General features: G+C 65.9%; 8 protein-coding genes. 3 read left to right on the top strand and 5 right to left on the bottom strand.

The features are described 5' to 3' along the window. Positions 1-3: 3 nt before the first annotated feature. The 5 genes from BM002_RS06675 to BM002_RS06655 are packed head-to-tail and all read right to left on the bottom strand — an operon-like array spanning position 4 to position 9,964. Positions 4-2,448 carry a PqiB family protein gene (locus BM002_RS06675; RefSeq protein ID WP_092778435.1) on the bottom strand — a complete coding sequence of 815 codons (2,445 nt, stop codon included), beginning with the start codon at positions 2,446-2,448 and terminating at the stop codon, positions 4-6. Beyond that, positions 2,441-3,088: a paraquat-inducible protein A gene (locus tag BM002_RS06670; RefSeq protein WP_092778433.1), complete on the bottom strand. Its 648-nt coding sequence runs from the start codon at positions 3,086-3,088 to the stop codon at positions 2,441-2,443. Before BM002_RS06670 ends, BM002_RS06675 begins: the two co-directional genes overlap by 8 nt. After that, positions 3,055-3,675 (bottom strand): paraquat-inducible protein A, encoded by a 621-nt coding sequence (locus BM002_RS06665; RefSeq protein WP_092778431.1) that lies wholly within the window; start codon positions 3,673-3,675, stop codon positions 3,055-3,057. Before BM002_RS06665 ends, BM002_RS06670 begins: the two co-directional genes overlap by 34 nt. Beyond that, the gene (locus BM002_RS06660; RefSeq protein ID WP_092778429.1) at positions 3,675-8,234 is read right to left on the bottom strand and encodes a translocation/assembly module TamB domain-containing protein; all 4,560 of its coding nucleotides are present in this window, start codon (positions 8,232-8,234) and stop codon (positions 3,675-3,677) included. Before BM002_RS06660 ends, BM002_RS06665 begins: the two co-directional genes overlap by 1 nt. Further along, positions 8,234-9,964, bottom strand: a complete 1,731-nt coding sequence (locus BM002_RS06655; RefSeq protein WP_092778427.1) for an autotransporter assembly complex protein TamA — start codon at positions 9,962-9,964, stop codon at positions 8,234-8,236. Before BM002_RS06655 ends, BM002_RS06660 begins: the two co-directional genes overlap by 1 nt. Positions 9,965-10,350: 386 nt before the next feature. Between BM002_RS06655 and BM002_RS06650 the strand changes: the two genes are divergently transcribed. The 3 genes from BM002_RS06650 to BM002_RS06640 are packed head-to-tail and all read left to right on the top strand — an operon-like array spanning position 10,351 to position 13,534. Next, positions 10,351-11,778 (top strand): circularly permuted type 2 ATP-grasp protein, encoded by a 1,428-nt coding sequence (locus BM002_RS06650; protein ID WP_092778425.1) that lies wholly within the window; start codon positions 10,351-10,353, stop codon positions 11,776-11,778. Continuing rightward, positions 11,778-12,719, top strand: a complete 942-nt coding sequence (locus tag BM002_RS06645; RefSeq protein ID WP_092778423.1) for an alpha-E domain-containing protein — start codon at positions 11,778-11,780, stop codon at positions 12,717-12,719. The genes BM002_RS06650 and BM002_RS06645 overlap by 1 nt, the downstream gene beginning before the upstream one ends. After that, positions 12,716-13,534: a transglutaminase family protein gene (locus tag BM002_RS06640; RefSeq protein ID WP_092778421.1), complete on the top strand. Its 819-nt coding sequence runs from the start codon at positions 12,716-12,718 to the stop codon at positions 13,532-13,534. Before BM002_RS06645 ends, BM002_RS06640 begins: the two co-directional genes overlap by 4 nt. Positions 13,535-13,538: the final 4 nt, after the last annotated feature.

Here is a 13,538-nt window from a genome sequence, read left to right as displayed (position 1 = left end):
GGATCACCGTCCTAGCAGCAAGGAATTGGGATTGCGTTCGATCGTCCGGGCAAGCGAGCTGACGTCCTCGGCGGCGCGCGTGGCGGCGCGAAGGGCGGCAAAGAGCTCCGTATTGACCCGGCTGCCGTCGGAATAGGTGCCAAGCAAAGTGCCCGCCTGTGTCGTGAGTGTCTGCAACCGGTTCACCAAGGCGGGCAGATCGCCCGATGCGACGCGGATGCTGTCGGCGGCACCGGCGGCGGACCGCAGCGTCGTGTTCAGGTTGTCGAGCGTGCCACCCGTCCGGATCGTCTCGATGGTCAGGCGCAGCTCTTCGAGCGTCGCCGCCAGAACGATCGGCACGTCGTCCGCCTCGTCCGACGACAGGAAGGCGTCGGCGGTCGTCATCAGGTCGGTCGTCGCATTGACCAGCTCGTCCAGGGCCAGCTGGTTTGCCTTTTCGGTCAGAGTGTTGAGGTTCTGACCCAAGGCCTCTGCCTCGGCCAGCACGCGCTCGGCCGATTGGGACAGTTCGGGCAGGTTGGCGGTTCCGCGCGCGACGCTGGTCGCCGCTTCGGCGGCGGCATCGAGGGCGGCGGTCAGGCGGGCCGCGGCCTCCTGCTGCGCCAGTTGCTGCGTGATGACGCGGATATCGGCACTGACCACGGCAAGTTCGGTCAGGATCGTCTCGACCTCGTCGGAGTTGAGCAGGCCGCGCCCATCCTCCAGAAGGCCGAGTGCCGCGCCGGGCAGGGCCTGCACCTCCTGCGAGGTGATCAGAGCGTCCGCATCGGCCACGAGGGTCTGCACACTGGCCGTGAGTTCATCCAGAGCGACAGTGCCAGCCGCCACGTTCCGGGCCGCCTCAGCAGTCGCGGTCAGGGTTTCGGACAGGATCGTGGGCAACGCCAGATCGTTGAGCGCCGCCGTCACCTCGCGCACGTCCGCCGCGATGGTCTGGACGTCGGCCAGCACGCTGGCCACCTGCGGAGACGAGATGATGCCGCGACCGTCGCGCACCAATCCGCGCGCGTCCGTCAGCAGGGCCAGCGCCTCGGATGGTATGGCGCGTGTGTCCGCGTCGCCCGCGATGCGGTTCACGTTGTCCAGAAGCGTCGTCGCCGAGGCCAGAAGTTCCTCGATGGGCAGTTCGTTGATCCGCTCCAGCACCGATTCCGCGCTGGCCGTCAGGCCCTGGATGTCCGCGTCCAGTGTCGGGACAAGGGGTGTGGCGGCAACGCCGATCTCCAGCCCGACATCGGGAAGCGCCTCGGGATCGTTGATCAGGTCAATGGCCAGATCCCCGCCCAGGATGGAGGTCGAGACCAGCTTGGCCCGCATCCCTTGACGCACCAGATTTCCGATGAAGTCGATGCCTTGCAGATCGTTCGTCATCGTCTCCAGCCCCATCTTGACGGGCTGCAATGACATGACGGCCAGAAGCTGCACCTGACCCGACGGGTCGTCGGGACGGATGAAGCCGGTAATGTCGGACACGACGCCGACACGGACGCCGCGATAGCGAATGGGCGATCCTTCGGTCAGGCCCGATGCCGCAGCCGGGAACAGGGCCGAGACGCGGACAGACCGCAGCGACTGCGAGTCGAAGGTCGAGGCGCGGGCTGAATCCTCATCATCGAAGATGGAATAGACGTGACCCGTTCTGATCGGGTCGCCGCCCGAGATCAGGGTGTCGAAGTTCACACCACCTTCGAGGATCGACGCGATGGAGCCGATCCGCAACTCGACCCCGCCCGCCCCAAGGGTGGCTGACACGCCCGAGGCGTCCCAGAACCGGGTCGCCGTTGAAAGCCTGCGATCGTAGGGGTAGAGGACGAAGGCATCGACGCGCACTTCGGTGCCGTCGGGCGACAGCCGCGGCTCGGCCACCTGGCCCACTTCGATCCCGCGATAGAGGATCGGCGCGCCCGGCCCCAAGCGGCTGCTGTCGCGGGCGCGCAGCACGATGGCTGTCCCCCGGACGCCCGGCGGCACAATGGGCGCGCGTTCGTCGCCGAGGAATTCGGTGACCGCCTGGCCAATGCGGTTGTCCCAGGTCCCTTCGATATAGGTGCCCGACAGAATGGTGTTGAGGCCCTGGACGCCGCGCGCGCTCACCTCGGGCTGGACCACCCAGAAGCTGGCGTCCTCGTCGAGGAAGGGTGCGATGTCCTTGTTGACACGGATGAAGGCGTTGACGCGGCGCAGGTCGGAGGTGAAGCCCACCTCTTCCACCACGCCGACCACGACTTCGCGGTAGCGCAGGGTCGTCGCGCCTGCGGTCACACCCGAAGCGTCCGGAAAGGAGACCGTGATCAGGACGCCGCGCTGCGACCACGACTGATACCCGATGGCCAGCGCCACCAGGATCGCGATGATCGGAACAAGCCAGACGGCCGAGATCATCCCGCGACGGCTGGCGCGTTTCTCCACCTTGGGGGCGGCGGGAATTTCGGGAGTATCATTCATCGGCAATGGTCTCGATCTGGTCCCAGATGCGTCGGCTGTCGAAGGACAGCGCGGACAGCATTGTAAAGACGACGGAAAGGGCAAAGCAGACGGCGGCTATGCCCGGGTTAATTGTCGCCAGCAAGTTGAACTGCACGAGTGCCACAAGGATGGCAACCACGAAGACGTCGATCATGGACCAGCGTCCGATCCATTCGACGACTTCGAACAGATGCAGAAGGCTCTTGGGTTTGTGTCCATGCGGTTTGCGCACGATCAGGGCCAGATAACCGATGGCGATGAACTTGCCGACCGGGATGATGATCGAGGCAAAGAAGACGATCCCGGCGACACCGTAGGCCCCGTGCTGCGCCAGCTCGATCACGCCGCCGACGATCGTCGCCTCGCTGGCGCGCCCCACGGTCTGGGTGATCAGCATCGGATAGAGATTGGCCGGGATGAAGAACAGCAGACCCACCAGCCACCAGGCCCAGACCCGTTGCATCGACGTGCGATCCCGGCTTTCGAGGGCGCCACCGCAGCGCGTGCAGATGGTTGCCCCGAGCGGGGCCACACGGGTGCAATGGCGGCAGCCGACAAGCCCCGCATCCAGCGCCGTCAGCGCCTTCAGGTTCTCTGCGCCGTGTCCAGTGCCGTCCATATCGAATGTTTACTCATCTGTGTGTCTTTGAGGGCCGTTATGAAGACGATGGCCGCGAATGACCAGAAAGCCGGCCCCATGCTCAGGGTGGCGAGGTCCGCCAGCTTTATCAGGGCGACGGCCACGCCGACCATGAAGATTTCGGCCATGGCCCAGGGCTTCAGGATCTCGGCCCAACGGAGCATCGTCCGCGCGCCCCGGAGCGGTTTTGCCCCGATAGATAGAGGGAACAGCGCCCAGAGAAGAGCCATCAGCCGCGCGACCGGCAGGACGATGACGAAGAACGCCACCGCGATGGACAGGGGCGCCATGACGCCCTCGCTGAAGCTCATTACCGTCTGGAAGACCGAGGCCTTGCTGGTGAAGATGCCGTTGCGCAGTTCCAGAAAGGGATAGAACACCACGATCGTCATCAGGATCAGGGCCGTGGATGCCAGCACGACGATCCGCAGGATCGCCTCGGGTCGCCCGACCGCGATGACCGTGTTGCAGCGGATGCAGCGCACCCGTGTGTCATCGTCGACCTCGCCGACCCGGTGCAGCGCATCGCAAACGGGACAGCAGACAAGATCGTCGCCCGCCTCCATCAATAGTCCTTCTCGAAGAAGACGCCGAGGGACGTGCCGCCATTCGCGCCGGTCGAGCCGCGCACCGTCAGATTCGGCGTCACATCGAGGTTGAGTGAAATCGCGGCATCCCCGTTCTGGTCGATCTGCACATCGGTATAGACGTTGTCCGAGACGTATTTGCCCGCCCGCAGCGCGACGTTGCCCTCGTCATCGGTGGTTACGTCCAGATCGTCCAGCCCCGCATTGCCGCGCAGCTTTTCCAGCAGGCCGCCATTGCCCCGACCCGCCAGCGTCGCCACCGAATTGGCCAGTTGCAGCGCCTGCAGGGGAGAAAGCTGGCTCAGGTCGCGGCCAAAGAAGATCTGGGCGACGATTTCTTCCTGTGGCACGTCGGGCGTGCTCTCGAATTTCACCTCCAGCGCATCCGCGGGCCCTTCGACCACGATGGAAGCGGTGATCGTATCGGTTTCGGTCACGGCGACCAGCCGGATATTGGGCACCAGACCACCGGCAAAACCGATGGTCCCCTCGTCAAGATCGAAGCGCTGTTGCAGGATGTCGATGCGTCCGCGCACCAGCTCGAAGCCACCCGCCGTCACGGTGTTCGCGGTCGTACCCCGAAGGGTGAGCGTGCCACCCAGTTCCGCGTCCAGACCGCGTCCCCGGACGAAAATGCGGCCCGGCGCATTGATCGTGATGTCGAGGCCATAGACCGGCCCGTTGCGCCCGTTGGCGTCACGCGGTGCAGGTTCAAGCCCTTGCCCCGCGCGTGCCAGCGTGCGCTGCACCGGGCGGATCGCGCCCAGATGGGTGACCTCGGGCAATTCCCCCACGGCCGTCAGTCCCGAAGACGGAACGGCGATTTCCGCTTCGGGGATGGTGATCGTCCCGCCGATGGATGCGCCACCGGTCAACGGTCCGTTGACCCGGATGTCGCCCTGAACCACGGCTGTGTAGAGCGACGGGTCCTCTACCCGCGTCTCGAACACCGCCGACAGATCGGCATTGAACGGCGCCGAGAGCGTTACCGGCCCCGACACATCGACCCGCCCGCCGCTCTGCGGCGTCGCCCCAAGCGCGATCTGGGCCTGACCGTTCGACAAGGTAACGGTTGCGTTGATGTCCTCGAGACCGTTGCGGACCGAGGGGATCGAGAGGGCCGCACCCGAGGTGGAAATCGTGCCCGAAACGGCGTTCAGTCCCGGCGGGCCGTTCACCGTCAGATCGAATTGCGCCACCCCGGCCAGCCGCTGCGGGGCGAGGGCGGCATTGGCCAGCCCCAGGGGCGCGGACCCCGTCACCGACAGGTCAAGCTGCCCGCCCCCGGCGATACGGCCCGCGACGGCGGCATTGGTTCCCGAAGGGCCGTCGACGTCGATATCCACGTCCCAATCGCTTCCAGCCTGGCGCGCCGTGCCCGCGACGCGCAGCGGGCCCGAGATGTCGGGCACCAGCGGCCCGATATCAGGCACCGCAAGCGAGAAGCGCGCCGAAGGGGCAGCACCTGTCAGAACGCCCGAGGCCGTCAGGGTCGACCCCAGGGGCCCACTTGCGTCCGCGTCCAGGTTCCAGCCGCCGCCCTGCTGGAACAGCCGACCCGTGGCGCGCAGAGGCCCGTTCAGGCCGGGCGCGAAAGGCGCGACATTGGCGACATTCACCCGCAGGTCCAGGTCGGCGGCAGGACCGGTTGCGATCCCCTCGACCTCGGCCGCAAGGCCCTGGGCTCCGTCGACGCTGGCCACCAAGCGCCAGGCTCCGTCGACCTGTGTCGCCTGCGCGTCGTAGTTGAGCGGCCCGCGCAATTGGGGCGCCAAGGCCGAGGAATCGGGGATCTGGCCTTCAACCGTGACCGAAGGTGTGCCATCGGCCAGCACAGCCGTCGCATCCAGCGTCGCGGCATAGGGACCGGTGCCGTCCACATCGACGCGCCAGCCGGTTTCGGTCTGTAGCGCCTCGCCGCTGACCGACAGGCCGCCGGGCACGGGGGCCAGCGGGGCAAGGCGGGGCAGATCGGCGGTGAACCCGATGGCGAGCGGCGCGCGGGTCAGCACCGATTGCGCCGTCACCCGGGCGTCATAGGGGCCGCGCGCCGTCAGATCCACGGCCCAATCGGCCCCCATCTTGGCCAGTGCCCCGTCCAGATCCAGCCGTCCTTCGACGGCCGGGACGAAATCCTGCACCTGCGGCACCGTCGCCGCGAATTCGAGCCTTGCATCGTCGCCGGTGATCGGACCGCGCGCCCGCAGGGTGATGTCGGACGGCGCGGAAACCCGGCTGTCGAGTTGCCAGATCCCGCTGGCTTGCGTCAGATTCCCTTCGAGCGCGACGGGGCCCGCCAGCGCAGGCATGTCGGCCAAGGCGGGGACCGGCGCGGTCAGGTCGGGCAGGCGCGCGGCGAAGGCGATGTCGGGCGACGGTCCGGTGACCGGGCCGGACACCTGAGCGATGACGTCCCAGGGCCCCGCCAGAACCGCGTCGACGGACCAGATGCCATCATTTGCCGCCGCCTGTCCGGTCAGGCCCAGGCTGCCGGGAACACCGGGTGCGAAAGGCTCGATCCGGGGCACGGAGGCGGAAAAGTCGACGGCAGGGGCGTTGCCGGTCAAGAGGCCGCTTGCCGACAGGGTCACGCCCTCGGGTGCGACCGCATCGAGCGTTCCCTGCCAGGCCCCCGCCTCGTTCTGGGTGAGATCGGCGGCGACGGCCACTTCGCCGTTCAGTCGGGGGTCAAGGACGGTGCCGTCCATCAGCCGCGCCTCAAGCCGCGCACTGCTTGATTGGCCCTGAAGTCGGGGGGCCGAATCTTCGGCCAAGAGGCGGACCGACCCTTCGGCCAGAATCTGGTCGTTCGACAGACGCAGGGTGTCCACGAAGGTGCCGTCCACGGTGCGACGGGCGGCGATGGTCAGCGCGCTTTCGCCCTGAAGGACGGCATCGGCCTGAGCGATCCCGATGGCCAGACCCCGGGTCTCGGCCCCGAGCGCCAGATCGAATGTCCCCGCCAGAGGTGCGTAGTCGCCCGAGGCCGTGATCTCTCCGGCTCCGGCCAGATCGAGCCCGGCCAGACCCGCCAGACGGGACAGGTCCGCGACCTGTGCCACCAGATCGGGGGAGATCGTCAGCGGCATTTCGGGGTCTGTCCCGTCGATTTCGACTGCGCCGGTCAGGCCAAGACCGCCCGCCGACAGGTCCAGATCGTCCAGTCGCACCGGCTGTCCGGCAGTCCAGGCGACCGACGTCAACAGGGTCATGTCGCGGCCCAGGGCGGTGGCGAGATCCGGGTCGGAAAGGTCGAGGCCTGCGAGGGCGGCGCTCAGGCTGGCGGTGGCGCGGTCGACGGCGCCGTCGCTTCGGCTCAGGATACCGCTGCCCGACACAGCCAGGTTTTCGAGCTCCACGGTCGCCGCGGCGTAGTCGATAGCCGACATCTCCAGCGTCCAATTGTCCGAGACAGCCGCATCGTGGCGGATCAGAAGATCGGCACGCCTAAGGGTGCTGGCCTCGCCCGTGGGCAGAAGGACGGGGGTGCCGTCCGCCGCCTCAACCTGTCCGGTCACGTCGAGATAGACGGGCCAGCCATCCGCGCCCAGACGGGCCTCGCCCGCAAGTTTCAGAGCCTGCGTGTCGATCTGCAGCGTCTGGAGATCGAGCCGCCCGTCGGGGCGTTGCAGACCGCGCGCCACAAGTGCCACATCGTCGCCGAAGAACGGCTGATAGCGAGGTGCGAACAGAGCGGTGACGTCGCCACCAAGGTCAACATCGAACAGACGACCTTCGTCGGTGCCGGAAAGGCGAACCTGCCCGGCCAGACGTTCCTGCCCGTCCGAGGCGACGGCCACATCGGCGGCGAAGGCGTCGAGGGGCCCATTGCCGTCGACAGTCAGGCGGATCGCGGGGCGGCCCGGCAATTGCAGCAGTGTTGCGGCGACGCCTCCGGCGGCTTCGGAGATGTCGAGATCGACGGCCAGCGTGGTCTCGGCGGCGTCATAAGCCACATCGATGGCAAAGTTGCCGAGCGTCCCGTCCAGCCGTTCGGCGGCAATGACGGCAGCCCCCGATCCGTCGGCCAGACGCGCTGAGGCGTCGAGCGACAAAGCCATTTCCTGGCCCAAAAGAGGTGCGCCCAATTCGATCCGTTCCGCCTGAAGCGCGTCGATCTGCACCGATACCGGCAGGTTGGGCAGCGAGAAGCCCGAGGCCCCGGCGTCGGGCAATGCCTCGATCCCTTCGGCGGGAAGGGGCGCGCGCTCGACCACGATGCGCGCGGCGGACAATTCGGAGACTTCCAGACGGCCCCGCAGCAACGCCGACCGGTTCCAGTCGAGCACGACATTTTCCAGCGTCAGCCAGACGCCGGACTCGTCGGATACCTGCAACCGTTCCAGCGTCGCGCGCGACGACAGGGCGCCGTCGAAGCCGTCGATGCGGACCGAAAGGCCGGGTGACGCAAGATTGTCCTCGATCAGGGCGACGATGAAGCCGCGATCCCGTTCCTCCTGCGCATCCTGGGCGGGGACGGGGGGCGTCAGGGCCAGACCGGCCACGAGGCAGAGGGGAAGGAGGGTGCGGCGCAGCATCAGAATGCCTGCCCGATGCCGATGTAGATCGACACGCCCGACTGGTCGCCCGGGCCCGAAACCGGCAGGCCCACGTCAAGGCGGATGGGTCCGATCCCGGTGTTGTAGCGCACGCCGAGACCGGCCCCGACATGGCTTTCGCCATTCGCAAAACCGCTGTCCGGGCTGATCATCCCATAGTCGACAAAGCCCACGACGCCGATGTTTTCGGTGACATCCCGACGCAATTCCGTCGAAAGCCCCACAAAGGACCGACCGCCCACGACGTCGCCCGATGGCAAGGTCACGCCGAGGGATTGAAAATCCTGTCCGCGCACGCTCCCGCCGCCGCCCGAGAAGAAGAGCATCTCGGAGGGAGCATCGTTGATTTCCGGGCCGACGAGGCTGCCCAGTTGCAGACGCGCGGCGATGACGGTCTTGCGCCCTTCGCCGAACCCCTGATAGCCGCGCAGATCGGCGTTGAAGAGCGCGCCGGTTCCGGCCGTCAGGAACCCTTGGAAGGGGCGCAGATCGGCTTCGATGTAAAAGCCGTCCTTGGGGTTGAGCGCATCGTCGCGGCGATCATAGGTCGCTTCGAGGGGAAGCGACAGGATCGAGAATTCGCGCGTGCCGAAAGCGTCGGTCGTTTCGCTGTATTGATAGCCGATGCCATAGGAATACTGGAACTCCTCTGACACGATGCGCCGCGCGCCGCCCTCGATATAGGCCCGGTCGGACGAAAAACTGGGTTGGTCCAGGCTCTCGATCCCGCCGTTCACGAACAGATCGGTCTCGGGGTTGAAGGTCGCGGGGCGATTGTAGGCGAAAGTCAGGCTGTAATCCTCGCCGCCCGAATTGCCGCCGATGCCCTCGATCCCGCCTTCGATCCGGAGGCTGTCTGCATAGCCGGTCAGGTTGCGGTGCAGCCAGAAGGCACTGGTCGACAGGCCCTCGTCGCTGGAAATCTCGGCACCCGCACCGAAGCGTCGCGGCAAACGCTCGACGACCTGAATTGTCATGGGCAACGTGTCAGCCGGGCCGATATCGTCGGCTTCGGTGATGGAAACGGACGAAAAGGCACCGGTGCGTTGCAAGCGGCGCGCGGCGGCCTGAACCTCGTCGGGGTCGAACACCTGACCCTGACGCAGGTCGGCGATGCGGGCGATGTGATTGCTGCGGACCCGTTCGGCCCCTTCGACAAGCGCCACGCCATATAACAGACGCGGGCCGGGGGCGATGGCGATGCGGGCATCGAGGCGCGAGGCAGGGTGATTGGCGGTGATGTCCTGGCCGCTTACCTCGGCCTTTGCGTATCCCCCGGCGCGCCAGCCGTCGACCGCCGCACTGGCCGCCTGCCGAATAACCGCCGTGCCCGCCGGTTCGCCCGGGGCGAAGCCTTCGGGCAATTCCGTTCCCGGGGCCGTGGGCGCAACGCTCGCGGCGCCGAACAGGAACCGCGCCCCGGGCTCGACGCGCAGGGTGACGTTGCCGACCCCGCCGCCCTGGCCGATGGTGGGCAATTCGGCGGCTTCCACGCCATCGACGGTGATCGAGATGATGGGACCGAAATATCCCGCTTCGAACAGAACGGCGAGCAGACGTTGGTAATCGGCCTGGGCTGCGGCCACCAGATTGCGGCGCTCCTGCTCCCCCTCGTCGATGGCGGTCGCCACCAAAGATGCCGCCCGCAGATTTTCGGACAGGTCTTCGTCTGCCGGAAACGCAAGTGTGAGATCAGCCGCGGAGGCCATCCCGGCCCACAGGCTCAGGATCAATGCCGGAAATACCTTCAAAGTCTGGATGCCCTCTCCCGGTGATGCGATACTCCGACCGCTTGAGCGACACCAACGTCCCGCTCCATCATCTGGTTCCTATCAGGGGGAGGACAGGGGTGAAAGCAGGGACGCACAATCGTGACCGGCAGACTTCCGCGCGTTTCGAGGGATTCTTTTCAAACTGATTTCGGAACCCGCGGCCCTTGGCGCAGTTACCCCACAGGCGACAGATCGTCTGCCCCCTCAACCGCGCGATGAGGCGCGACGGGGCAAGCCATCTGTCGCCTTCTTTTCGTTGCGGATCTGCCAGAACCTCGCGCAAACCGCTTGTGTTTCAGGCGCATGCGGACCAACCTGTCGATATGAGCGACATTGATTATTTCGACGAGATGACCAACCCCGACGGGTCGATCCGCGACGCCTATCAAGCCTATCAGGCCTGGTTCGCGCAGGAGGATCCGGCGGCACTTCGCGCCAAGACCCGTGAAGCAGAGGCCTTCTTTCGTCTGACTGGCATCACTTTCAACGTCTATGGACAGGCCGAGGCGGGCGAACGGTTGATCCCCTTCGACATCGTGCCGCGCATCATCGCCGCGCGCGAGTGGACTCGGCTCAGTCGCGGGATCGAGCAGCGGGTGCGGGCGCTCAATGCTTTCCTGCACGACATCTATCACCGTCAGGAGATCATCCGCGCAGGCATCCTGCCGGTCGACATGATCGCCAAGAACGATGCCTATCTGGACCAGATGATCGGTGTATCGCCGCCCGGCGACATCTATACCCACATCGTCGGCATCGATATGGTGCGAACCGGCCCGGATCAGTTCTATGTGCTTGAAGACAACGCGCGGACGCCCTCGGGCGTCAGCTACATGCTCGAGAACCGGGAGACGATGCTCCACATGTTCCCCGAGCTGTTCCAGCAGAACCGGGTCAAGCGGGTGTCGAACTATCCGGCCAGCCTGCATTCCTCGCTGGCGGCCTGCGCGCCCCGTCATTGCGACCAGGATCCCGTGGTCGCGGTTCTGACGCCGGGTATTCACAACTCGGCCTATTACGAACACAGCTTTCTGGCCGACCAGATGGGGGCCGAGCTGGTCGAAGGACACGACCTGCGGGTCGTGGACGGGCGCATCGCGATGCGCACGACGCAAGGATACCGGACGATCGATGTCCTCTACCGACGCGTCGACGACGACTACCTCGATCCGCTCAACTTCCGGCCCGACAGTTATCTGGGCGTGCCGGGCATCTTCGATGTCTACCGGTCCGGTGGCATCACCATTGCCAATGCGCCCGGGACGGGGGTCGCCGACGACAAGGCGATCTATAGCTACATGCCGGAAATCGTGGAATTCTACACCGGCGAGAAAGCGCAATTGGAGAACGTGCCGACGTGGCGCTGTTCGGACCCGGACAGTCTGGCCCATGTGCTCGACAATCTGGACGAACTGGTCGTCAAGGAGGTGCACGGATCGGGCGGCTATGGCATGTTGATCGGGCCCACGGCGTCCAAGAAGGACCTTGCCGCCTTCCGCAAGAAGCTCGAGGCGCGGCCGTCCAACTATATTGCGCAGCCCACGCTGGCGCTCTCGACGGCGCCGATTTTCACCAAGGCGGGGTTGTCGCCGCGCCATCTGGACCTGCGGCCCTTCGTGCTGGTCAGTCCGAACGGCATCGATATCACCCCCGGCGGTCTGACCCGCGTGGCCCTCAAGAAGGGATCGCTCGTGGTCAATTCGTCCCAGGGTGGAGGCACCAAGGACACCTGGGTGCTGGAGGAAGACTGATGCTTGGCAAGACTGCAGGCGGACTGCTCTGGCTGTTCCGCTACATGGAACGCTCCGAAAACCTGGCCCGATTGGTCGAGACCGGCCAGCGCATCGCCTTGACCCGCCCCGACCGCGCCGAAAGCGAATGGACCAGCGTGCTGGAGACGGCCTGGGCGCGTTCGGGATATGAGGAAGATCACGACGAGGTCACAGGCGAGCAGGTGATCGACTGGCTGCTCCGGTCGCGCGACAATCCGGCCTCGGTGATCAATTGCGTCGAGAATGCCCGGATGAATGCACGTCTGGTGCGAACGGCCCTGACCCGCGAAGTCTGGGAGGCCGTGAACGAGTGCTGGATGACGCTTTGCGATGCCCTGTCGCGCAAGATCACCGCCAAGGAACTGCCGCGTATCCTGGGCCTGATCAAGCAGCGGTCGGCCTTTGTGCGCGGCTCGCTCCACGGCACGATGCTTCGGAATGACATCTACGATTTCGCCCGCCTCGGCACATTCATGGAGCGGGCGGACGCCACCGCGCGCCTGCTGGATGTGAAATACTACGTGCTGTTGCCCACGGCGTCTGGCGTCGGATCCTCTCTCGACAATGCGCAGTGGGAGGTGATCCTGCGGTCGGTCTCGGCCGAAGGTGCGTTCCGGATGGTGCATGGACGCGTTCGACGCGCGCAGGATATCGCCAAGTTCCTGATCCTCGACAAACGGCAGCCGCGCAGTCTGGCGTTCTGCTACGGCAAGATCGGCGACAACCTCGCCTATCTCGAGTCCGACTACGGCGTGCGTCTGCCCAGTCACGATCTGGTCGAGGACATCCGTCGGGATCTGGACCGCGCCACCATCGAAGGGATTTTCGATCAGGGTCTGCACGAGTTTCTACAGGAATTCCTGCGCCGCAACACCGAACTCGCCGCCCAGGTCGAGCAGGATTACAGGTTCAGCCAATGACAGAAAAGCAACGCCTCTCGATCCGCCACCAGACCACCTATCGGTGGGCGCAGCCCGTGTCCTATGCGCTCCAGCAGTTGCGGGTCGTGCCCAAAAACCGTCACGGCCAGGTCGTTGTCGATTGGTCCACCACGATCGACGGCGGCCAGGTCGAGCTGGCGTTCGACGATGCCCATGCCAATCGTGTGCAACTGGTCTCCATCGCCGAGGGTCAGACCGAAGTGACCATCACCGCCGAGGGCATTGTCGAGGTCGAGAATCATGGGGGCGTCATAGGGGCTCAGACGGGGTACATGCCGCACTGGATGTTCCTGCGGCCCACCGACCGGACCCGTCGTGGCCCCACCACCATGGCCTTTGCCCGCGAAGTGCGCGAGGTGCCGGACGCCCTGGACCAGTTGCATGGCCTGTCCGCCGTCATCCACGATGCAATGCCCTACGCCACCGGCACGACCGAGGTCACCATGAACGCCGAGGATGCCGCGACAGCGGGCACAGGCGTTTGCCAGGATCACGCCCATGTCTTCGTGACCTGCGCGCGGCTTCTCGATTTCCCCGCGCGTTACGTTTCAGGGTATCTGAGGATGGACGACCGCGACGACCAGGACGCAACCCACGCCTGGGCCGAGGCCCATGTCGACGGCCTGGGATGGGTCGGCTTCGACATCTCGAACAGAATATCGCCGGATCACCGCTATGTGCGCGTCGCCACGGGCCTCGATTATGACGATGCCGCCCCGATCAAGGGCATTCGCCAAGGGGACGGGGGTGAAACGCTGGATGTGACGGTCGTCGTGAGCGCCGCGCAACAGTGACCCG

Source organism: Jannaschia pohangensis, from assembly GCF_900113875.1.
In the GTDB taxonomy this organism is placed as follows: Bacteria; Pseudomonadota; Alphaproteobacteria; order Rhodobacterales; family Rhodobacteraceae; genus Jannaschia; species Jannaschia pohangensis.
This window is presented reverse-complemented; position numbering and strand designations above follow the sequence as displayed.

Excerpts from the sequence above, each read along its gene's own strand:
- BM002_RS06675 (WP_092778435.1), bottom strand. The coding sequence starts at position 2,448 with ATGAATGATACTCCCGAAATTCCCGCCGCCCCCAAGGTGGAGAAACGC.
- BM002_RS06670 (WP_092778433.1), bottom strand. The coding sequence starts at position 3,088 with ATGGACGGCACTGGACACGGCGCAGAGAACCTGAAGGCGCTGACGGCG.
- BM002_RS06665 (WP_092778431.1), bottom strand. The coding sequence starts at position 3,675 with ATGGAGGCGGGCGACGATCTTGTCTGCTGTCCCGTTTGCGATGCGCTG.
- BM002_RS06660 (WP_092778429.1), bottom strand. The coding sequence starts at position 8,234 with ATGCTGCGCCGCACCCTCCTTCCCCTCTGCCTCGTGGCCGGTCTGGCC.
- BM002_RS06655 (WP_092778427.1), bottom strand. The coding sequence starts at position 9,964 with ATGGCCTCCGCGGCTGATCTCACACTTGCGTTTCCGGCAGACGAAGAC.
- BM002_RS06650 (WP_092778425.1), top strand. The coding sequence starts at position 10,351 with ATGAGCGACATTGATTATTTCGACGAGATGACCAACCCCGACGGGTCG.
- BM002_RS06645 (WP_092778423.1), top strand. The coding sequence starts at position 11,778 with ATGCTTGGCAAGACTGCAGGCGGACTGCTCTGGCTGTTCCGCTACATG.
- BM002_RS06640 (WP_092778421.1), top strand. The coding sequence starts at position 12,716 with ATGACAGAAAAGCAACGCCTCTCGATCCGCCACCAGACCACCTATCGG.